The 20,814-nt window shown below is 62.5% G+C and carries 18 protein-coding genes and 1 tRNA gene; 15 read left to right on the top strand and 4 right to left on the bottom strand.

The annotated features are described in order from the left end of the window. Window positions 1–30: 30 nt before the first annotated feature. The gene (locus KF712_20630) at window positions 31–396 is read right to left on the bottom strand and encodes a cupin domain-containing protein (GenBank protein ID MBX3743403.1); all 366 of its coding nucleotides are present in this window, start codon (window positions 394–396) and stop codon (window positions 31–33) included. Between the two features lie 71 nt (window positions 397–467). Between KF712_20630 and aroB the strand changes: the two genes are divergently transcribed. Continuing rightward, window positions 468–1,550 carry a 3-dehydroquinate synthase gene (gene aroB / locus KF712_20625; GenBank protein ID MBX3743402.1) on the top strand — a complete coding sequence of 361 codons (1,083 nt, stop codon included), beginning with the start codon at window positions 468–470 and terminating at the stop codon, window positions 1,548–1,550. Between the two features lie 10 nt (window positions 1,551–1,560). On the opposite strand, the gene KF712_20620 is transcribed toward aroB, so the two are convergent. Beyond that, the gene (locus KF712_20620; protein ID MBX3743401.1) at window positions 1,561–2,322 is read right to left on the bottom strand and encodes a hypothetical protein; all 762 of its coding nucleotides are present in this window, start codon (window positions 2,320–2,322) and stop codon (window positions 1,561–1,563) included. Window positions 2,323–2,427: 105 nt separating this feature from the next. Here KF712_20620 and KF712_20615 point away from each other — a divergent pair, with 105 nt between their 5' ends. From KF712_20615 to dprA, 4 genes are all read left to right on the top strand, one after another. Further along, window positions 2,428–3,477 carry a hypothetical protein gene (locus tag KF712_20615; GenBank protein MBX3743400.1) on the top strand — a complete coding sequence of 350 codons (1,050 nt, stop codon included), beginning with the start codon at window positions 2,428–2,430 and terminating at the stop codon, window positions 3,475–3,477. Then, window positions 3,426–3,911 (top strand): hypothetical protein, encoded by a 486-nt coding sequence (locus KF712_20610; GenBank protein MBX3743399.1) that lies wholly within the window; start codon window positions 3,426–3,428, stop codon window positions 3,909–3,911. Before KF712_20615 ends, KF712_20610 begins: the two co-directional genes overlap by 52 nt. 65 nt (window positions 3,912–3,976) lie before the next feature. After that, window positions 3,977–4,561 carry an HNH endonuclease gene (locus tag KF712_20605; GenBank protein ID MBX3743398.1) on the top strand — a complete coding sequence of 195 codons (585 nt, stop codon included), beginning with the start codon at window positions 3,977–3,979 and terminating at the stop codon, window positions 4,559–4,561. Between the two features lie 98 nt (window positions 4,562–4,659). After that, the gene (gene dprA, locus KF712_20600) at window positions 4,660–5,760 is read left to right on the top strand and encodes a DNA-processing protein DprA (protein MBX3743397.1); all 1,101 of its coding nucleotides are present in this window, start codon (window positions 4,660–4,662) and stop codon (window positions 5,758–5,760) included. Between the two features lie 13 nt (window positions 5,761–5,773). Here the strand turns inward: dprA and eboE are convergent, their stop codons facing one another. After that, entirely contained in the window at window positions 5,774–6,940 is a 1,167-nt protein-coding gene (gene eboE / locus KF712_20595) for a metabolite traffic protein EboE (protein MBX3743396.1), read from the bottom strand. A gap of 105 nt (window positions 6,941–7,045) precedes the next feature. Between eboE and KF712_20590 the strand changes: the two genes are divergently transcribed. From KF712_20590 to KF712_20545, 10 genes are all read left to right on the top strand, one after another. Then, complete coding sequence (locus KF712_20590) at window positions 7,046–8,791, top strand: SMP-30/gluconolactonase/LRE family protein (protein ID MBX3743395.1); 1,746 nt, start codon at window positions 7,046–7,048, stop codon at window positions 8,789–8,791. A 26-nt stretch (window positions 8,792–8,817) separates the two neighbouring features. Continuing rightward, window positions 8,818–9,333, top strand: a complete 516-nt coding sequence (locus tag KF712_20585) for a DUF3592 domain-containing protein (protein MBX3743394.1) — start codon at window positions 8,818–8,820, stop codon at window positions 9,331–9,333. 116 nt (window positions 9,334–9,449) lie between these two features. Continuing rightward, the gene (locus KF712_20580; protein ID MBX3743393.1) at window positions 9,450–11,519 is read left to right on the top strand and encodes a TonB-dependent receptor; all 2,070 of its coding nucleotides are present in this window, start codon (window positions 9,450–9,452) and stop codon (window positions 11,517–11,519) included. A gap of 199 nt (window positions 11,520–11,718) precedes the next feature. Then, window positions 11,719–12,630 (top strand): zinc ABC transporter substrate-binding protein, encoded by a 912-nt coding sequence (locus KF712_20575; GenBank protein MBX3743392.1) that lies wholly within the window; start codon window positions 11,719–11,721, stop codon window positions 12,628–12,630. 8 nt (window positions 12,631–12,638) lie between these two features. Next, window positions 12,639–13,385 carry a transporter gene (locus tag KF712_20570; protein ID MBX3743391.1) on the top strand — a complete coding sequence of 249 codons (747 nt, stop codon included), beginning with the start codon at window positions 12,639–12,641 and terminating at the stop codon, window positions 13,383–13,385. 1 nt (window position 13,386) lies between these two features. Next, a complete protein-coding gene (locus KF712_20565) occupies window positions 13,387–14,163 on the top strand; it encodes a metal ABC transporter ATP-binding protein (GenBank protein MBX3743390.1) in 777 nt (258 codons plus the stop codon). Between the two features lie 2 nt (window positions 14,164–14,165). Continuing rightward, complete coding sequence (locus tag KF712_20560) at window positions 14,166–15,428, top strand: metal ABC transporter permease (protein MBX3743389.1); 1,263 nt, start codon at window positions 14,166–14,168, stop codon at window positions 15,426–15,428. Beyond that, the gene (locus KF712_20555; GenBank protein MBX3743388.1) at window positions 15,425–16,297 is read left to right on the top strand and encodes a metal ABC transporter permease; all 873 of its coding nucleotides are present in this window, start codon (window positions 15,425–15,427) and stop codon (window positions 16,295–16,297) included. The genes KF712_20560 and KF712_20555 overlap by 4 nt, the downstream gene beginning before the upstream one ends. 122 nt (window positions 16,298–16,419) lie before the next feature. Then, window positions 16,420–19,920, top strand: a complete 3,501-nt coding sequence (locus KF712_20550; protein MBX3743387.1) for a DEAD/DEAH box helicase — start codon at window positions 16,420–16,422, stop codon at window positions 19,918–19,920. A gap of 460 nt (window positions 19,921–20,380) precedes the next feature. Beyond that, window positions 20,381–20,575, top strand: a complete 195-nt coding sequence (locus tag KF712_20545; GenBank protein ID MBX3743386.1) for a hypothetical protein — start codon at window positions 20,381–20,383, stop codon at window positions 20,573–20,575. 148 nt (window positions 20,576–20,723) lie between these two features. Here KF712_20545 and KF712_20540 read toward each other — a convergent pair. Further along, window positions 20,724–20,798: transfer RNA gene (locus tag KF712_20540), tRNA-Thr, on the bottom strand. Window positions 20,799–20,814 lie beyond the last annotated feature (16 nt).

Raw genomic sequence — 20,814 nt, 5'->3', positions numbered from 1 at the left:
GGGCCATCCAGCCCCGGCTCTTTTTTGTCCTCAGGCAAAGAATGTGTCCTCATGCGCGTAGGGCGGCGCGCAGCAGCAGAGGAAGCGCATCGCGCCTTCCGCGGTGATCTGGTGCCAGGCCTTTGCCGGGATCAGGATGGCGTCACCCGGGGCCACCTTGCGTTCCTCTCCGTCGATTTCCATCAGCCCGGTCCCTTCGAGGATGTAATAGAACTCCTCGCTCACGCCATGATAGTGCCGCTCGGTCGCCCCTCCCGGAGGCAGCGTCGCTTCCGCCAGGCTCTGGTTGGCCACGGGTGCGTTCGCACGGTCCAGCAGGCTGCGGATCGTCGAACCGTCCTTGGTCGTGAACGGCACCTGTTCGTCGTATTTGCGGATCTCCATGCGCCAACCCATCACAGCCGGTTTGAATTGGGAATTTGGAATTTTGGGTTTGGAAATTGCCGATCCTCGCCAATCCTCCGCGCATGCCTTCCGTGCGAGTCAATCTGTCCGACCGTTCCTACGATGTGGTTGTCGAACCCGGCCTGCTCCAGCGGGCGGGCCAGGCCATCCTTGAAGCGGACGTCAAGCCCTGCCGGGTGGCCGTCGTCACGGACAGCAACGTCGTGAAGTTCCACTCGGAGGCCCTCCTCGCCTCGCTGGCTGAGGCTGGTTTCCAGGCCACCCTCCATGTCGTTCCCGCCGGAGAGTCATCGAAATCGATGACCCAGGCGGAAGAGGTCTGCCGCGGGATGATCCGGGAAAACCACGACCGCAAATCCCTCCTCGTGGCCCTCGGCGGTGGCGTGGTGGGAGACCTCGCCGGATTTGTCGCAGCCATCTTTTACCGTGGCATCCCCTTCATCCAGGTGCCCACCACCCTGCTCGCCCAGGTCGATTCCTCCGTGGGAGGGAAAACCGGCGTCAACGTGGAGGAAGGGAAGAATCTGTTGGGGGCCTTCCACCAGCCAAAGCGCGTGCTGGTGGATCCACATACCCTCCGCACCCTGCCCGCCCGGGAGTTCCACGAAGGCTTCGCGGAGGCGATCAAGCATGCCGCCATCCGGGATGTGCGGATGGTCGGTGAACTGGCCGCGCTCAATCCGGAAAGCCGGGACGTCCCGGCGGATCTCATCGCCCGCAACATCGGCATCAAGGCCCGGGTTGTGGAGGAGGATGAGTATGAGACGAAGGACATCCGCGCCCTGCTCAACCTGGGCCACACCATCGGCCACGGCATCGAGGCATCCGTTCCGTATGGAGAGATGCTCCATGGCGAGGCGATCTCACTGGGCCTGCGCGCCGCCATTTTCCTTTCCGAAAAGAAAGCCGGCCTTCCTCCGGAAGATGCCCGCGCCATCATCGGCCTGCTGGAGCGGTTCCATCTTCCCGTCATCCTGCCGGACCGGATCACCACGGACACGGTCATGGACCGGCTTTCCAAGGACAAGAAATTCTCCTCCGGCCAGATCCGCTACGTGCTGATCGACTCCCCGGGCAATGCCTTCGTCAGCCGGGAAATCACCGCGGAGGATCTGCGTGAGGCGATCGAACACCTGCGGTCATAAAAAGGGATCATCAGGGAGAGCCTTCTTCATCCTCGAAATCCGCGTCCTTGCCGGTGTTCCGGCCAACGGCCCACAGCAGCAACCCGCCGATCATCAGGCCGAGGAATACCACCACCCAGAACATGCCACCCCAGCGATCCATGTTCATGCCGAACAGACCGCCCAGCGCCACCAGTGGCAGGAAGAATCCCGCCAGCAGGTTGAGCCGGTAGGCGATCCGTCCGAGGCGGGCGGCGGAGCGGGCCTGTTGCTCGGAGCGTTCCGCCTGCCAGAACTGGAGGGTCACCCGCGCGTCGTTGTTGAGGAGGTCCGCCGCGCGTTCGATCTCTCGCGCCCGGTCGCGGAAGCCGCGGATCTCCCGGTCGTCCGGGTCCATCGCCAGCGTCTGCTCCAGCGCCTGGACCAGGTTCCGCGTGGATCGTGCAAGTGGTCCGGAATGCCGCAGGATCGTGAAAATTTCAGCCGCCGTGTCCGCCTCATCGACCACTTCCCCGTGTCCATCGATGGCTTTTGAATAACGGTCCAGCAACTCACCCAGGCCACTGAGGCCCGGACCTGCCGCCTGATGCCAGCGGCCGTCACGGTTCTTCCAGAAATAGAGGCCGGTGCGTTCCGGGACACGGGGCTTCGGCACCTCGTGGACGATCAGCAGCAGCTCGCCGCGGCCCTCCAGACAGCGCTGGTGCCCGGGCCTGCCGCTCAGTTGCTCCCTCAGTTCCTCCTCCACGCGGAACTGGGCGGGCAGCTTCACCGACTCCTCGATAATCATCATGGCCCCCATCCTAGCGGAAATCCGCCCGCCGTCCATGGCCACGAACAGGTTCCATGCGGGATTTCTTGCCAGCTTCCGCCGGATGCATTCAATGGCAGCCAACCCATGAAAAACACCGACCGCCGCGAATTCATCGCCTCCCTTTCCGCCGCCGTGGCGGGTCTCGCCGTCGCTTCCGCCCAGTCGCAGGACCCCACCACCGGAGCCGCCGTGCTGGGACAGGGCAAATACCAGTGGAAGGTGGTCCCCGGCTGGGGCGTGCTGGACGCGGAGACGCCGGTGAAGGACTGCCACGCCATGGTGCAGGTGAAGGACGGACGGATCTTCCTGCTCACCAACCACACGAAGAACAACGTCATCATCTATGACAAGGCGGGCAAGCTGCTCGGGAAATGGGGCACGGAGTATCCGGGCGCGCATGGCCTCACCCTGGCAGTCGAGGACGGAAAGGAAGTTTTCTACATGACCGACCACAGCCGCCACCAGTTCTACAAGCTGGCACTGGACGGCCAGGTTCTCCGCACCTGGGACCATCCGCAGGCGAGCGGGAAATACACGAAGCCGGAGGAGTTCAAGCCCACCCACATCGCCCTCGCTCCGGATGGCGGATTCTTCGTCGTGGACGGCTACGGCAAGAGTTGGGTCCACCGTTATGACGCGAAGGGCGAATACGTCGCTTCCTTCGGTGGCAATGAGCCGGACGGACGCAGCCTCGCCTGCGCCCACGGAGCCTGGGTGGACACCCGGGATGCGAAGAACCTCCTGTGGGTGACCTCCCGTACGGAGGGCAAGCTGAAGCGCTTCACCATGGAGGGTGAACTGGTCGATGTCATCGACCTCCCGGGCACCAAGCCGAACTTCATCGTCCCCTTCGGTGAATTCACCATGGTCCCCTACCTCAATGGCAACCAAGGGGACAAAAAGAAGATCCAGAGTGGTTTCATCAGCATCCTCGGCCCCGACCTGAAAGTCCTCTCCAACCTCGGCGCTCCGGCACCGGACTACATGGACGGCAAGCTGCAACCGATGGGGAGCGACACGAAGCTTTTCACCAATCCTCATGGTATCCTGATCGACGATGAGGAAAGCGTCTATATCGCCCAGTGGAACTCCGGGAACACCTATCCGATCAAGTTGGAAAGGGTGAAGGCGTAGGTTTTCCACAGCAACACGGACGCCGTGATCCCTATTACCCTTCAGATGCCATGAAAAACAAATCCGTCCCTATCGGCTTGGCGTTCGCATTGGCTACGGTGATCATTCTGCGGATCGACTCCCAAAGAACCTTGGGATCAGCCGAGATCGAAGGAACCAACCTGCGGTGCCAGATCGTCCAATCGCGATCCATAGGCAACATCGTCGGCATCGGTGCCACTGAAGTCTGGTTCTCCGTGATCAATCCCGAGGGAACCTGGATCCAGACGCAACGGATCAACATCATCGGTCACGGGGAGACGAAATGGGTACAGTGGGATGCACCGAGATCCATCAAGACCGAAACCAGGAACACGCTTTCAGTGATTCCCATCGAACTGCGCCTGCCCTCAGGGAAGATCATCAAGGACGATGTGGTGGTTGGGATCGATTAGACCGAGCCACCAGATACAGACAACAAGAGTTCCGCACCCAATCCTATCCGTCAGTTCAAAACAAGATGCCCTATCTCTCGATATTCCGGATGCCGACCCCAATGAAAATCTCAGGGAGGTCTTCATCCATTACCAATGCATTCATCAATTCGATAATTCCCGTTCTTGCTCCAACGTCGGATCAAATCCGAGAAGCTCTTGAAACCCTGGAAATGGACGTGCATGATGTTAGATGCGTATATTGTGGGGACTCCTCCACCGAATGGGATCATCTCAATCCTCTGGTCAAAGACAAAAAACCGACGGGTTACGTTTCTGAAATTGCCAACCTCGTTCCAGCGTGCGGCAAGTGCAACCAGTCAAAGGGGAATAAACATTGGAAACCATGGATGATTAGTTCGGCGCCCCGTGCGCCAAAAGCACGGAACATCGCCGACTTACGCAAAAAAATGGACCTTCTTGATGCATATGAAGAAAAGTTCCAGCCGTCACAGCACGATTTTAGCTCCATGATTGGTGAAGAACTTTGGACGAAGCACTGGGACAACTGGAGAAAGATCCTCGACATGATGAGGGAAGCTCAAACTGTCGCAGCGGAGATCAACATAAAAATCAAAAGGGCAAACCAGCAGATCGAATCAATGGATTGAATCGAAGAGCTAGCCTGTGTCTTGGCCAAAAGCCCAGCCCCCCACTACCGTTTCCCCTTTGACTCGCCCGTCCATCCCGGCATCCTGCGGGTCCGTCCATGAGTCCGCGTGAAGCCATCGTCACCCTGAACCTGCTGCCCCGGATCGGGCCGGTGCGGGTGAAGCGGTTGCTGGAGGCATTCGACACCCCGGACGCGATCCTTCGCGCTCCGAAGGACCGCCTGATGAGGGTGGATGGGATCGGTGAGGAAACCGCGAAGATCCTGACCGGATGGCGCGACCATGCGGATCCCGGGAGCGAGCTGCGGGAGGCGGAGGAGCGCGGCATTTCCATCGTCACGCAGGCGGACGAGGACTACCCCGCCCCGCTGCGAAATACCTATGACCCGCCATTGCTGCTCTACGTCTGGGGAAAGCTGGAGGCTCGGGACCGCCACGCCATCGGCATCGTCGGCTCGCGGCGTTCGACCCACTACGGCACGGCCGTGACGAAGAAGCTGGCGTTCCAGCTCGCCCACGCCGGTTTCACCATCGTGTCCGGACTCGCACGGGGCATCGATACCACCGCCCATGAGGCCGCCATCGCGGCGAAGGGGCGGACCATCGCGGTGCTCGGCTCCGGGTTGGGGAAACTCTATCCGCCGGAGAACCTCGGCCTTGCCCAGATGATCGCGGAAGGTCACGGCGCGGTGGTCTCCGAGTTTTCCCTCCACACCCCGCCGGATCAACAAACCTTCCCGATGCGCAACCGCATCGTCGCCGCGTGGTCGCGCGCGCTGCTCGTGACGGAGTGTCCGCTGCGCTCCGGCTCGCTCATCACGGCGAATCTGGCGGCGGAGTATGGAAAGCCCGTCTTCGCCGTTCCGGGTCCCATCGACAAGCCGACCTCCATGGGCTGCAACCAGCTCATCCGGGACGGTGCCACCCTGGTGGCGGATGCGTCCCACCTGCTGGACGATCTGGGCGAGCTGCCTTTCCAACAGCAGCCGGCGGCAGAGTCGGAAGCCCCATCCGGTCAACCGGAGCTGCCGGAGGAGGAAGCGAAGGTTTTCGCCGCCGTGACAGTGGATGACCAACCGGTGGATCGCATCATCGAGCGTGCGGGCCTGCCCGCGCAGGTGGTCACGGCCACGCTGATGAAGCTGGAGATGCGGCGGCTGGTGCGGGCCTTTCCCGGGTTCCGATACGGGCGGAGGTGATGCGTCCGCAGGGTCACGCGTTCGCCAGCACCCAGCGGTATTCCGCGGCGAGCTGTTCGTCCACCGGACGGTGCATGGAGGACGGAAGCACGCCCCAGGTGTAGGTCTCGATCTCGTAGTGGTTGCAGGCCTCCGGGTTGTCGCGCCGCCATGCCAGCACCTGCTGGATCTGGTCCTGCGTGGAACGGAGCGGTGCCTCCGGTGAGGCATCCAGCGGGATGTGGAAATGGACACGCATTTCCCTGAAGTCGGCGGGAGACGCCTCGCCGCAATCGAGTGACTGGAAGAAGTCCGGCAGATCCGGGTAACGCTTGATGCGGCCTTCCGGATCGCGCAGCAACGCCTGGTGGAAATAGATCGGCTCATCGAACTCGCGGATCGCTTCGAGGGCGGCGGAGTCGCGGGGATCGAGCGCGAGCGCGCTGGAAAGATGGATCTTCGAAATGCGGATGCCCGCGGTCACAAGGGCATCGAGCGATTCCCGCGCCTCGTCATACTCCAGCGCCAGATGGCAGGCGTCGTAGTTCAGGCCGATGCGGCGGCGGATGACCTCCGAATACTCCGGTGCGGAGGCGTGCAGGCGTTGGAAAAAGGCGAGCGTTTCCTCCGTGTTCTCGAAATGGCCCAGAGGCTCCGGTTCCAGGCCGAGGTGGAAGTCCCTGTTGTGCTCCCTCGCCAGTTCATCCAGGAACAACGCCAGCTCCACCAGGTGAGCCAGGATCGGTCCTTCCTGCGGGTGGAAGGTCTTGTGGGAGCCGGGTAGCGTGGAGACGGACGCCCCGGTGCCCGGCTGGGAGATGACGGACAAGATCCGGAAGAGATTCTTCGTGTATTCCAGCCGCGCGCGGTCGGTCCAGTCCGGCAGGAAGACCTGCTCTTTCACCCGCGTGCCGTGGAAGCTGCCGTAGGGAAAGCCGTTGATCGTGAAAACGTAGGTGTTCGTCTCCGCCAGCCAGTCGCGGAAGCGGTCCAGCCGCTCACCCGCCAGCAGTTCCTCAGCCGCCACCGCGGACAGCCGCAGCCCGATGGCGAATGGCGCGCCATCTTCCAGCTCACCGTCGGCCAGCAGGCGCTCGCGCACCGCCAGCACGTGCGTCCGGAGAACTTCCGCGGTGGCTTCCCACGTTTCAGCGGGGTGGATGTTGGTGCAGTAGGAGAGATGGGATGAATCAAGCTTCACTGCCGCGCAATCTGGAGCATCAATCGCGGGCCGTCCACCCCTCAATCACTTCCGGAAACTGCTGGTAAGATCCGCCGTATTCTCCGCTTACTATCCGCGCCGCCCATGAAAAAATCCATCGCCCTGCTCCTGCTGCTGCCGTTCTCCCCGCTGTTCGCGGAAGGCCCCTATCCCGTGGACCCCGCCTCCGTGCGGAAGGAAGGCATCCCCGCCGGAAAGGTCACCCAGGCGAAGTTCTCCGGCAGCAAGGTCTTCCCGGGCACGGAACGGGACTACTGGGTCTATGTGCCCTCCCAATATGATGGTTCGAAACCCGCCTGCCTGATGGTTTTCCAGGATGGCGGCGGCTACATCGGGGAAAAGGGATCGTTCAAGGTGCCGATCGTCTTCGACAACCTCATCGCCTCCGGGGAAATGCCGGTGACCATCGCGGTCTTCATCAGCCCCGGCGTGGTTCCGGCGACGAAGCCGGACGGACAGCCCCGTTTCAACCGCAGCTACGAGTATGACGCCTTCACCGCCGACTATTCTTCCTTCCTCATCGATGAGATCCTGCCGGTCGCGCTGAAGGACCTGAAGGTGAGCACGGACCCGAACGACCGCGGGATCTGCGGCTCGTCCTCCGGGGCCATCGCCGCGTTCAACGTCGCGTGGTTCCGGCCGGATTCTTTCCGCCGCGTGTATTCCACCATCGGCACCTACGTCGGCCTGCGTGGTGGCGACGAGATCGTGACCCTGCTGCGCAAGACGGAGCCGAAGCCGCTGCGCATCTTCCTCCAGGACGGTTCCAACGACAACAACATCTATTGCGGCGACTGGTGGATGGCGAACCAGGCGATGGAGCGCGCGCTGACCTTTTCCGGCTACGAGGTGAACCACGTGTGGGGCGAAGGAAAGCACTCCGGCCAGCACGGCGGTGCCATCCTCCCGGATGCCATGCGCTGGCTTTGGAAGGACCACCCGCAGCCCGTGACCACCCACTTCGACGCCTGCAAGGGCAGGACGAAGGACATGCTGGTGGACGGCAAAGGCTGGGAACTGGTGAGCGAAGGACACGGCTTCACCGAAGGCCCCGTCGCCTCCGCGGATGGCACGGTGTATTTCTCCGACATCCCCAACAGCAAGATCCACACCATCGCTCCGGATGGGAAGGTTTCCGTCTTCCTTGAGAACACCAACAAGACCAACGGCCTCGCTTTCGGTCCGGACGGACGGCTCTACGGTTGCCGTGCCGGTGCCGGTGAGATCGTTTCATGGGACGTGAAGACGAAGGAAGAGAAGATCCACGCGAAGGACATCAAGGCGAACGATCTGGTGGTCACCCACGACGGGGTGATCTATGCCACCGAGCCACCGACGAAGTCCGTGTGGATCATCCGTCCCGGCCAGGAGAAGGTGCTGGGCAGCGACAAGTTCGGCGGCGTGAACGGCATCGAGGCCGTGCCGGACCAGGGACGCTTCGACGTGACGGATCCGGGGAACCGTTTCGTCTGGTCCATCATGCGCCAGCCGGACGGCTCCCTGTCGGACGCGCAGCCCTACCACCATCTCCACCTGCCTCCGGGTGATCTGGACAACCGCAGCCGCGCGGATGGCACTGCAATGACGAAGGACGGCTGGCTCCTCGTCGCCACCTCCATGGGCGTGCAGGTCTGCGACCAGCCGGGCCGGGTGAATCTCATTATCCCGATGCCGGTCGGCGCGCGGTTCCCTTCCAACCTCTGCTTCGCGGGACCGGAGAGGAAAACCCTCTTCGCCACCGCCGGGGACAAGGTCTTCAAGCGTGAAACGAAACTCACCGGCATCAACGCCTGGGATGCCCCTGCCGCCGCGCCCAAGCCCGGCCTCTGACCTTCCATCATCTCCGCCGGTCTTCCATGTCCGCCTCCGCGAAACCTTCCACCGCCGCCCGTCTCTATCTCGCCGCGATCGGCCTGAGCCTCGCCCTCATGGGCGGCGTCTTTTTCTGGCTCATGTGGCGCAGCTTTGACCGTGCCCGCCACATGCAATCATGGCCGGAAGTGCGGTGCGTGATCATCGAGTCCAAAGCCGAAGAACGCAGGATCGATCCGAACTCGCCCGCGGAATACCGGGTCAACGTGACCTACGGCTACGAGTTCAACGGCCAGGCGCGGACGGGTGACCACATGACCTGGCGCGGCAATCCGTGGACGTCGAAGCCCGATGTGATCCAGGAGCGTCTGGACGCCTTCAAGGAAGGCACCAGCACCACCTGCCGGGTCGATCCGCAGAACCCGGATTTCTCGGTTCTCAAGCCGGACACGAAGGCCCCCGGCTACTCCATCTGGTTCCCCGCCCTTTTCGTGGCCGGCGGACTCGGCATCACCGTGCGGGCCTTCACGGCAGGCAGGAAGCCGCCGGAAAGCGCATGAACCCAGCTTTCTGCAAGGTCATCCCTTTTGGGGAAAAGCGGAAATTTTCGTGTTTGAATAAGATTGCCTCAAAGGCAGCGGCTGACAGTTTCCGCGTGGAAAAAACCCTGATGCGGATGAGCCGTCGGAACACTCCTATCATCCTCTGTGCGTCCCTCGCCCAGAGCCTGCATGTGAATGCACTTCCCGAGATCGAAGTCACCGCGCAACGCGCCACGACTTCGGACTCCTCCTACTCGCACACCATCCAGAAAGAGGATCTCGATGCGGCGGCCACGGCCAGCCCCAACTTCCTCGACCTGTTGCCTGCCGTTCCGAATGCCTATGTGTCCGGGGATTTTTCGCTGGGCTTCACCCTGCGTGGCCTGGGCCAGGAAAGCATGTTCTCCACGGTGGGTACCAGCTCGAACCCGCTGATCACGGCCACCCGCGATGGCATCCCGCTTTCCTACCATGTCCTCACCTACCTCCCGCCGCTGGTGACGGATCTGGATGGGATGGAGATCGCCAATGGTCCCCAGATCGTCACTCCCGGCGCGTCGTCGCTGGGCGGTGCGCTCCGTTTCACCTCCCCGCTCCCGGAGTTCTCCTTCGCGGGGAAGGCGGCCCTCAGTGCGGGTGACTATGGCTTCCGCCGCGCCTATCTGTCGCAGAACCTGGTGATCCTCCCGGATGAGCTGACCCTCCGTTTTTCCTCCCACTGGGAGGAGTCCGACGGCCACCTGGAGAACATCACCTATGGTAACCACCAGTTCGCCGCCACCGAACGCCAGCGGCATACCGCCACCCTGCTGTGGAAACCCAGGTTCGGCGGAGGGGACTCCGTCGTTCTGAATGCTGGGTATGATGGCTCGCGGGGAAACTCCCTGGGCAACACACTCCGGGTGGCGGGCCTGATCGGCAATGAGCTGGATGGCAAGACGGCACGGAATACGGAACCCTCCTTTCCGGCGGACCATTGGTTCGGCTCGCTCAAGGGCAATTTCTCGCTGGGCAACGATCTGACGCTGACCTCCCTGAGCACGGTCCAGAGGTTCGACCTCGGCAGGCTGCTGGACCTGGACTCCTCCCCTTTCCTCAACTGGTTCGCGAAAGGCTACAACGATGAATTCCGCGTCACCCAGGACGTCCTGCTTGAGAGGCAGGGTGAGACACTGGACTGGAAGCTGGGGGCCTACTTCGAATCGAGCCGCTATGAAACCGGCAACGCGGGCGTGGGCATCTTCCCCCTCCCCGGCGGCAGCCCGTTCGACATCACACTGGATGAGGATGTCACGAAGTATGCCGTGTTCGGCAGCCTCAACTGGAAGCTTTCCCCCGCATGGAGGATCAGCGGCGGATTGAGAGCCCTGCATGAGCGGAGGGATGTGGACGCCTCCACACGGTTCCTTTTCCCCGCGCGCTTCGCGGATGACAGGACGAGCGACAGCGCCATCCTGCCGGAACTCGGCATCCACTGGACGGGGCACGAACAGGTGGAAGCCGGACTCCGGGTGAGCCGCGGTCACCGTGCGGGCGGCGTCGCCTATGCGGCGACCCTCGCGATCGCCCGTCCTTATGATGAGGAATCAAGCTGGGACGCGGAGCTTTACGTGGACTACAAGCCACGGACGGATCTGGCCGTGTCGTTCAATGTGTTCGCATCGGCGATCGAGGACCAGCAGGTGCCATTCGCGGCTGCCGGAGGGGTCGCGGTCCTGGATCAGCTCATCGCGAACTCATCCAGTTCCCGACGTTACGGGGCGGAGATCGAGTCACGCTGGAAGATGTCCGAATGCTTCACCGGCCATGCCGGGCTGGGATGGCTGCACACGGAATACCGGGATCTGCAGCTTCAGGGAGCCGACTTTTCCGGAAGCAAGTTCTCCAACGCACCGGAGCTGACCGCGAGTGTGGGGTTGGCCTTCCAACATCCCAGCGGGTGGTTCGCATCCTCACGCTTCACCTGGGCGGACACCAGCTTCACCACGGTGCAGGACGCCGCGGTGACCAGCGTGGAAACGCGCAAGCTCCTCTCCGTCCGCCTCGGCTACGCGTGGGAGAACGTCAGTGTCCATGTGTTCGGCAACAACCTGCTGGACGACCGCTACGCCAAGGCACGGATGGTCGGGCTGGTGGTGCCGTCCATGAACGCGGACATCGGCGCACCGCGCGTGCTGGGCATCGGCTGCGAGGTGAAGTGGTGATGGGAGCCTGATCCCGAACTGCTCCCCGCGTTCCGTCCGCGCCATTTACGGCGCGGCCTTGCTGTTTTCAGGCAGGTCAATCTGACAACCGATCATTTATCCATTACAATCAATTTTAGCATAAGCTAATTTTTTCAGTTGCGAGTGATCCGATTGTTGTTAGGGTCCGTCCATGATGTTCATGAAACCATTGATGTTGATGGCCGGCGCTCTGCTGGCTGTCTCCTGCACGAAGTCGGAAACCGCCAGGAGCGGAAAGCCGGTGGTCGCGGCGACCACCACCATGGTCGCGGACCTGGCGAAGGTCATCGGAGGCGACCGCGTCGAGGTGCGCGGGCTGATGGGACCGGGTGTGGATCCCCACAACTATGTGCCGAAGCTGGCCGACACGAACCTGCTGGAGAAGGCGGACGTCGTGCTCTATGGCGGCCTGCACCTGGAAGGCCGCTTCCAGACCACGCTGGAGGCGATGGCAAAGCGCGGCCGAAATGTGGTCGCGGTGACCGATGGGATCGATCCGGCCAGCCTGCTTTCCCCGCAGGAAGACTTCGAGGGAACAAAGGACCCGCACGTTTGGGGTGATCCCCTGCTGTGGAAACAGACGGTCGATACCGCTGTGGCCGCGATCACCAAGGCGGACCCGGATGGCGCGGCGGCCTATCAGGCGAACGGTGAAGCTTACAAAAAGCAGCTCGACGAGCTGTCCGCATGGGCAAAGGAGAAGATCTCCACGATCCCCCGGGAAAAGCGGATCCTGGTGACGAGCCATGACGCTTTCTTCTACTTCGGCCGCGCGTTCGGCTTCGAGGTGCGGGGACTCCAAGGCGTCTCCACCACCGCAGAGGCGGGCCTGAAAGACCGCAGCAAACTGGTGGAATACCTGCGCAGCCAGGGAGTGAAGACCGTGTTCGCGGAAACCTCCATCAATGAGAAAGGCATCTCCGCCGTCGCCGCAGAGGCCGGTGTGGCAGTGTCCGACCAACCCCTGTTTTCCGACGCGCTGGGCGCGCCGGGTGACACGGCAACCGTGGACGGTGAGACCTACGACAAGGGCACCTACATCGGCATGGTGAAGCACAACATCAACTCCGTCGTGAAGGGCCTGAAATGATCACCACCATGAAACCACTGTTCCTTTTCCCTCTCCTTCTCCCTACCCTCCACGCCGCGGAGTTCCAGCGCGAACTCTCCGCCGACCGGCCGGACACCACGGAAAGCCCGATCACCGTGGAGGCCGGAAGGTTCCAGGTGGAGTCCAGCGTGTGGGCCTTCGGCAAGGATGGCTCCGACGAAACATGGACGCTCGGCGAGATGAACCTCAAGGCGGGCCTGACCGCTTCGAGCGACCTCCAGCTTGTCCTGCGTCCATGGATCCACGAGCAGGCCGATGGTGAAACGAGCGAAGGCTTCGGCGACATCGAACTGCGGCTGAAACACAACCTCTGGGGAAATGACGGAGGCAAAACCGCCGGTGCGCTGATGCCCTATGTTTCCATCCCCTCCCAGACCGCCGTCAGCAGCGGCGAGTGGGAAGGCGGAGTGATCTTCCCCGTCTCCATCGAGCTGACGGAACGGCTCGGCCTTGGCTTCCAGGTCGAGGCGGCGCGGGTATGGGAAGGCGACAGCGGCGAATACGAGTGGGATTTCCTCCACTCCGCCGTGCTGGGCGTCTCCCTCACGGAAAAGCTGGGCCTGTTCATCGAGTATGTGGGGGTTGCGGGTGACGGTGACTATGAAGCCACCGGGAACGTGGGACTCACCTGGGCATCCACGGAAAACCTCCAATGGGATATTGCCGTCGGAGTCGGCCTGAACGATGCTGCGGAGGACTTCTCCGTCGCCCAAGGCGTCACCTTCCGTTTCTGACATGAAAAGCAATCCGGCCCTGGAAACCCACGACCTGTCCGTCTCCTACCGGGGGAAGCCCGTGCTGCATGGTGTGGACGTGGAGATCCCCTATGGTTCTCTGACCGGTATCATGGGTCCCAACGGGGCCGGAAAGTCCACCCTGCTGAAGGCCATCATGGATGTGGTGAAGCCGGACACCGGGTGGGTGAAACTGCTGGGCAAGCCGCTGGACCAGGTGCTGGGCCGTATCGGCTACGTGCCGCAGCGGGAGTCGGTGGATTGGGATTTCCCGGTGACCGTGGCGGATGTGGCGCTGATGGGGACGTATGCGAAGCTCGGCTGGTTCGGACGACCCGGAAAGGCGGAGAAGGCGCGGGCACGGGAGGCGCTGGAGCAGACCGGCATCGCGGACCTCGCGGGACGCCAGATCGGCGAACTCAGCGGCGGCCAGCAGCAGCGGACCTTCCTTGCACGGGCGCTCGCCCAGCAGGCGGAGATCTATCTGATGGATGAACCGTTCGCCGGAGTGGACATCGCCACGGAGCGCACCATCGTCTCGCTGCTCCATGGACTCCGGGATGAGGGAAAGACGGTCATCGTCGTCCACCATGACCTCCAGACGGCGGAGCGTTATTTCGACCGGCTTCTGCTGCTCAACGGCCATGTGGTCGCCCATGGTCCGACGACAGAGGTCTTCGTGCCGGAGATCCTCAACCAGACCTACGGCGGAAAGCTGACGATGCTCAGTGAGATTTCCAACCGCGCCGCACGCGGAGAAGGAGGCAAGGCTCCATGACCATGGCGTTCACGGTCGCGGCGATCTCCTCGGCGGTGATCGCCGCCCTGCTGCTGGGCGTGGTTTCCGGACTACTCGGGACCTTTGTGGTCGTGCGCCGGATGGCGCTGACGGGAGACATGATCTCGCACGCCGTGCTGCCGGGCATCGTCGCCGGTCTGGCATGGAGCACCACGAGGAATCCGCTGGTTGTCCTCGGTTGTGCCGTCGCGGCCGGTGTCATCGGCACGCTGACGCTGACCGCCATCCTCCGCCACACGAAGCTGAAGGGTGATGCCGCGCTGGCACTGGTGTTGTCGGTGTTCTTCGCCTTCGGCATCGCAATGATCTCCAAGCTGCAGCCCGCCGGGGTGCAGGCATTCCTCTATGGACAGGTGGCGGCGATCGACCGCAACGACCTGATCCTGCTGACCGTGGTCACGCTGTTCACGGCGGTCCTGCTGCCACTCCTGTTCCGGGTGCTGGGCATCGTTTCGTTCGATCCGGCCTTCTCCCGTCTGATGGGGCTGCCGGTGAAATGGATCGAGATCGGGTTTTTCCTGTTGCTGACCATCGTCATCGTCATCGCCATGCAGGCGGTGGGCGTGGTGCTGGTGACGGCCATGCTGGTCACCCCTGCGGCGGCGGCGCGGTTCTGCACGGCCTCCCTCCCACGGACCGCGCTGCTTTCCTGCATCTTCGGAGCGGCGGGCGGTGTGTCCGGCGTCACGATTTCCGCCCAAGGCGGCGGCCTGCCGACCGGCCCGCTGATGGCGCTGTCCGTGACCGCGATCTTTCTCGGTGCCACCCTTTTCGGCAAACGCTCCGGATGGGTGCCCACCCTGCTGCGCAGGCGCCGGGAGCGCATCCGCATCGTGGGTGAGGATATGCTGAAACGCCTGTGGCAGCGGGAGGAAGTGGTGGGCAAGGATGTCGCGCTGCCCACAGCCGAGTTCCGCCAGGCGATCCCGGGAAATGTCGCGGCCGCCCTCCGCAAGCTCACCTCCTCGGGATGGGTGGAGGTCAGCGAATACAAGGTATCCCTCACCCGGTCCGGCCGGAAGTTCGCCGCCAGCCTGGTGCGCGCCCACCGCCTGTGGGAGCGCTATCTGACGGAGCGGGCATCCTACAAGCCGGACCACGTCCACGAATCCGCCGAGCGGGCGGAACACTGGCTGGATGAGGAAGGCCGCCGCCGGCTGGAGGAACGGCTCGGGCGGCAGGAGCTGGACCCGCACGGCAGCCGCATCCCTGCGGAAGATGACGGAAAGGAGGCGCGACCATGAACCTGTCTTTCTGGACCGACCCGTGGCAGTCCCCGACCATCCTCTGGTTGGCCGTCACCGCCGCCTTCACCGCCATCGCCTGCGGCCTGCCCGGTGCCTTCCTGGTCCTGCGGAGGATGTCCCTGACCGGGGATGCCATCAGCCACAGCGTGCTGCCGGGCATCGTCATCGGCTTCCTGGTGTCCGGCACGCTGGACTCCCCGTGGATCATCCTCGGCGCGGCGTTCTCCGGCTGGCTCACGGTGATGGTGATCGAGTTTTTCCACCGCAAGGCGGGGGTCCGCGAGGACGCCGCCACCGGGGTGGTGTTCACCGCCATGTTCTCCATCGGCGTGCTGCTGCTCCGCCAATTTGCGGGAAAGGTGGATCTGGATCCGGACTGCGTGCTTTTCGGAAACCTGGAAACCGCCATTCACGGGGAGACCACACGGTTTCTCAATCTGGACGTCCCCAATATCACGCTGACATCGGGAGCCGCCGCCGCGGGAGCCATCCTTTTCATCACCCTGCTCTACCACCGCCTGCTGGCGACTTCGTTCGATCCGGTGCTTTCAAAGCTGACCGACCAGGCCCCGGCCCGGTCCCAGTCGATGCTCCTCGGTGCCACCGCCGCCGTGGTGGTGGCCGCTTTCCAGACGGTCGGAGCGGTCATGTCGGTCGCCCTGCTGGTGCTGCCCGCCGCCTCCGCGCTGCTGGTGTCCAAGCGTCTGCCGGGCGTCCTCACCGGGGTGATCCTCCACGCCGTGCTCTCCTCCATCGGTGGCATCTATCTGGCCACCTGGGCCAACTGCAACCTCGGCGCGGCGATCATCCTAACAGGAGGAGTGCTTTTCATCGGCTCATTTTTCCGTTTCAAGCTTCGGTTCTGAGCATTTCGCGTTCATTCAAGTTTTTGTTGATTGAATGAAAGGCCGTGCAGTATGCTGCGCCCCCACCGCTTGTACCGGGATGGTGATACAGCTCATCCCGGAGCCATTTTATCCATCACACGATGAATCCAGACAGAGCCACACTGAACTTCCTGAACAGCTTCCCCGAGGAGGCCCGCAAACGCGGTGAAATGCTTCAAAAGGACGGTGCCGTCACCCAAATTTTCGGAAATCACCTTTTCATCCAGGGCCGCGTCGAAGACGAAACCGGCACCTTCCGCACCAGCCTCCGCCTCCAGGGTAACCGTTGGTTCGGGTCCTGTACCGCGGAAGATGACATCGTCTCCGGTGCCTGCCAGTACGCCACCATGATGGAGCGGATGCACCGCGGCGAAGACCTGCCGGAATCCCCCAACGAGTTCGACGATACCCCCATCCTCGACATCATCGAGGAGAAGCTCGGCCGCGAGCTGGATGACAAGGAGGCGGACTTCGTCACCAAGATCGAGAAACGCTACCGGCGCTATGTGATCGAAGGCGAGCTGCACGACCACGACATGGTCCGCATCACCCCGCGCTGGGAGATCACCACCTACGAGCCGCTGGAACTGTGGCCGATGCCGCCCGGCGACATCCTGGAGTTCTGGAACTACATCGCCTACGCCTTCTACAAGAAGAAGCTCCCCTACCCGGAGTTCATGAGCGTGATCACCGACCTCGGCCACGTTCAGAAGAAAATGGCGGACTGGGAACAGGAGCGCGAAGTCGCCGCCTGGTATGACCGCATCGAACAGGTCAACGAGCGTCCGCCGCAGGAAGCCCCGCTGGATGTCGAGTTCCGGCTGGTGGCCACCATCAACGAAGCCCGCCTGGAAGTCCGCGAGAAGAAGGCGAACGTATGGGTCCAGCTCCGCGAGAAAAACGAGATCGAGCACTACGTCTCCCTCCACCATGAAGCGGCGCTCCTCATGGACTCCTCCAGCCAGACGCTGTGGGAGCATTTCCTTTCCTACGTCCGCAAGCTGGGCGACACCACGCTCGACTTCGACCAGGAGGAAGCCTGCCGGTTCATGAACCGGATCTTCCGCCAGCCCGCGCTGAAGGGCTACATCGTCAACCTCGACGACAAGGATTTCAAGGTCGTCACCGAAGCGCTCAAGTGGGTCTGCGAGGACGATCCCTACGATCCGAAATCCTTCGCCCTCCAACTGGTCACCGCCGCCGGGGAGAATGTCTCCCACTCCGTCCGCCTGCTGCCGGGACGCAAGGAACTCTATCAGTCCGATGAAACCGTCTTCCCCGGCCCGCCACGCTGGCTGGAGGAAACGGAAGTCATGCCCCGCTACCTCATCCCCAAGCGGGTGATCGACTCGCTGGAAGGCGTGGAGTTCCTCCGCAAGATCGGTGCCTCCCTTCCGGAGTCCCTCGTCAAGCGCGTGGTGGACCTGGAGCTGAAGCCACGCTTCGAGATGAAGCTGGTCGCCGGCCTGACCGCAGCGGAGACCGAGCACCTCGTCATCGACGTGCAGGCCATCGAGTCGAAAGGCCGCCGCACCGAACGCCTGACGAAGGAAGGCTGGGAGCTGGTCGAGCAACAGCCGCTCAAAGGCAAGCAGCTCCTGCGCTTCGCCCGCGAAGACCTTTATCCGGTGCCGTCCATCCTCGACGAGATGGGCCTCACCTACGATGAGAAGCTGCTTTCCTTCAAATCCCGCATCACGAAGCAGTTCCCGGAGAAATTTGCCGAATGGATCAAGGCGATGCCGGAGAATGTCGATCTCGACATCGACCTCCGCCTGAGGTCCATCCTCGCGGACCCGGTCACCGCCGCGGTGCGGTTCGAGGTCGTCGGCCAGGACATCGACTGGTTCGACCTGCGCATCGTCATCGACGTCCAGGGCGTCAATCTTTCCAAGGCGCAGATCCGCCAGCTCGTCGCCGCCCGCGGAGGCTACGTCCGCATGGAGGACGGCTCGTGGATGCGCCTCGAAATCAAGCTGGACGCGGACCAACGCGAGGCGGTCACCCGCCTGGGCCTCGACCCGTTCGACCTTTCCGGGGAAACCCACCGCATGCACGCCCTGCAGCTCGCCGATCCGAAAGCGGCCGAGGTCTTCGACCCGAAGGCATGGGAGCGCATCAAGAACCGCGCCGGCGACATCCAGCTCGAGGTCAACCCGGACGTACCAGATGGCCTCAACGCCACCCTGCGCCCCTATCAGATCGACGGGTTCAAGTTCCTCGCTTATCTCGCGACGAACAACTTCGGCGGCATCCTCGCGGATGACATGGGTCTCGGCAAAACCATCCAGTCCCTCACCTACCTGCTCTGGCTGTTCGAGGAAAATGTCCGCCAGAAGGGCATGAAGAAACCCGCCCTGGTGGTCTGTCCCAAGTCCGTTCTGGACGTCTGGCACAGCGAGGCCGGGAAATTCACCCCTCAGCTCCGCGTCAAGATCCTCAAGAACCGCGAGGACATCGACGTCAACGAGATCCAGAACGAGATCGACATCCTCGTCCTCAACTACGCCCAGCTCCGTGTCTGCGGTGATCTGCTGAACGAAGTGAAGTGGCTCACCACCATCCTCGACGAAGGCCAGCAGATCAAGAACCCGGACTCCAAGGCGGCGAAAGCCGCACGGGAACTGGATTCCCAGAACCGCCTCGTCCTCACCGGAACGCCCATCGAGAACCGCCTGCTGGACATGTGGTCGCTCATGGCCTTCGCCATGCCGGGCGTCCTCGGCTCCCGGGCCTACTTCAAGAAACGGTTCGACAAACGGAAGGATCCCCTTTCCCAGACCCGCCTCGCTTCCCGCCTCCGACCGTTCCTTCTCCGCCGGACGAAGCTCCAGGTGGCACAGGATCTCCCGCCGCGGACCGAGGAAGAGGTCTATTCCAAGATGGAGAACGTCCAGCTCGAACTCTACAAGGCGGAGCTCAAGCGGATCCAGAAAGCCCTTCTGGGACTCGACTCCGATGAAGCGGTGAAGAAGAACTCCTTCGCGATCCTGCAAGGCCTCATGCGCCTCCGCCAGATCTGCTGTCACCCGGGCCTCATCGATCCGAAGTACCTCAAGGAGGAATCCGCGAAGATGGAATCCCTCTTCTATCTCCTGGACCAGCTCCACGAGGAAGGCCACAAAGTGCTCGTCTTCTCCCAGTTCGTCTCGATGCTGGACCTCATCAAGGCCCGCCTCGAACTGGAAGGCCGCCCCTACCACTACCTCACCGGCCAGACCAAGGACCGGAAGGGCGAGATCGAACGCTTCCAGACGACCAAGGATCCATCCGTCTTCATGCTTTCCCTGAAAGCCGGTGGCGCCGGACTGAACCTGACCTCCGCATCCTACGTCATCCTCTATGACCCATGGTGGAACCCGGCGGTGGAGAACCAGGCCATCGACCGTACGCACCGGATCGGCCAGAAGAACAAGGTCATCGCCTACCGCCTGCTCACCCGCGACACGGTGGAGGAGAAGATCCGCATCCTCCAGCACCAGAAGACCCAGCTCGTCACCAACGTGCTCGGCGACGAAGGCTTCGCCTCCAACCTCGGCCTCGACGACCTGCAGTTCATCCTGAACCACAGCATCGACGACGAAGAGGACACCAAGAAATAAGGCTGAGGCCCTGCCAGTGCGGAGCCTCCAGGTGATGCTCCACCCGCGAATATCCCCGTCCCGGCTTCCCTTGGAAGACCGGGACGAATTCTTGGTGGGTGCCGCTCTCCCGATCCCGGTGCCAGCCCTGTCCGTCGGGTACCCGTTTCACCGATTTCCCGTCTTCGCTGGGAACTCATGGACGGTCCCGGACTGCAACGTCTTCACCAGATTGTCCTGGGAGCTCCTCCGGCCGCGTTGATTTGCCTCTATCCGTCCAGGTTCCCTCGATTCTTCGGATCGATCTCCCGAGGAGCCGCCGACATCGAAGCAACGTCCATCAGAATCAACCCGATGACATGGCAACGGTGGATCTCCCGCCTTGTCCGCATGGTGCACTTGTCCGGCCATCAAGCCCACCCGTGATTGCGTGATCAGGGGATCTTGATATCAAACCCATATGAATGAATGATCCGACATCATGAAAAACGCCCCCGTCATGGATTTCTGGGTCTCCACCTCCATCTTCCTCAGTGGCCAGACCAAAACCTCCGCAAGCACCCACGGAAAACTGCTTCACGAAGTGGTCACCCGCCGCAATCCACCAGTTCCGCCGGAGCAGAAGATTGAGATCCGCCACCCGGCTGTCAGACACCGCTCCCTGCTCGCGGGCTGAGTCCCTTTCCTCCCCCCGATCCAGGCTCACGCCGGTAATCCCGAACACGGGGAGACCGCGTGGGCCTGTGAACTATCAGGGATGGATGCGGAGAATCTCGTCGAGATGCGCGATGGCACGCCGTCGAAATGCGAAAAGGTGGGTTAGATGGAGCCGCTGGTCGGATTTGAACCGACGACCTATTCATTACGAATGAATTGCTCTACCCCTGAGCTACAGCGGCCTTAACCATCGCCGAA

The sequence above is a fragment of the Akkermansiaceae bacterium genome, assembly GCA_019634595.1.
Taxonomy (GTDB): Bacteria; Verrucomicrobiota; Verrucomicrobiia; order Verrucomicrobiales; family Akkermansiaceae; genus Luteolibacter.
The sequence above is the reverse complement of the archived record's forward strand: the minus strand, read 5'-3'. Positions and strand labels throughout refer to the sequence as shown.

Excerpts from the sequence above, each read along its gene's own strand:
- KF712_20590 (MBX3743395.1), top strand. The coding sequence starts at position 7,046 with ATGAAAAAATCCATCGCCCTGCTCCTGCTGCTGCCGTTCTCCCCGCTG.
- KF712_20615 (MBX3743400.1), top strand. The coding sequence starts at position 2,428 with ATGAAAAACACCGACCGCCGCGAATTCATCGCCTCCCTTTCCGCCGCC.
- KF712_20560 (MBX3743389.1), top strand. The coding sequence starts at position 14,166 with ATGGCGTTCACGGTCGCGGCGATCTCCTCGGCGGTGATCGCCGCCCTG.
- KF712_20585 (MBX3743394.1), top strand. The coding sequence starts at position 8,818 with ATGTCCGCCTCCGCGAAACCTTCCACCGCCGCCCGTCTCTATCTCGCC.
- KF712_20575 (MBX3743392.1), top strand. The coding sequence starts at position 11,719 with ATGGCCGGCGCTCTGCTGGCTGTCTCCTGCACGAAGTCGGAAACCGCC.
- KF712_20565 (MBX3743390.1), top strand. The coding sequence starts at position 13,387 with ATGAAAAGCAATCCGGCCCTGGAAACCCACGACCTGTCCGTCTCCTAC.
- KF712_20550 (MBX3743387.1), top strand. The coding sequence starts at position 16,420 with ATGAATCCAGACAGAGCCACACTGAACTTCCTGAACAGCTTCCCCGAG.
- KF712_20555 (MBX3743388.1), top strand. The coding sequence starts at position 15,425 with ATGAACCTGTCTTTCTGGACCGACCCGTGGCAGTCCCCGACCATCCTC.
- KF712_20545 (MBX3743386.1), top strand. The coding sequence starts at position 20,381 with ATGAAAAACGCCCCCGTCATGGATTTCTGGGTCTCCACCTCCATCTTC.
- KF712_20620 (MBX3743401.1), bottom strand. The coding sequence starts at position 2,322 with ATGATGATTATCGAGGAGTCGGTGAAGCTGCCCGCCCAGTTCCGCGTG.
- KF712_20605 (MBX3743398.1), top strand. The coding sequence starts at position 3,977 with ATGCCCTATCTCTCGATATTCCGGATGCCGACCCCAATGAAAATCTCA.
- dprA (MBX3743397.1), top strand. The coding sequence starts at position 4,660 with ATGAGTCCGCGTGAAGCCATCGTCACCCTGAACCTGCTGCCCCGGATC.
- KF712_20630 (MBX3743403.1), bottom strand. The coding sequence starts at position 396 with ATGGGTTGGCGCATGGAGATCCGCAAATACGACGAACAGGTGCCGTTC.
- aroB (MBX3743402.1), top strand. The coding sequence starts at position 468 with ATGCCTTCCGTGCGAGTCAATCTGTCCGACCGTTCCTACGATGTGGTT.
- KF712_20580 (MBX3743393.1), top strand. The coding sequence starts at position 9,450 with ATGAGCCGTCGGAACACTCCTATCATCCTCTGTGCGTCCCTCGCCCAG.
- KF712_20570 (MBX3743391.1), top strand. The coding sequence starts at position 12,639 with ATGAAACCACTGTTCCTTTTCCCTCTCCTTCTCCCTACCCTCCACGCC.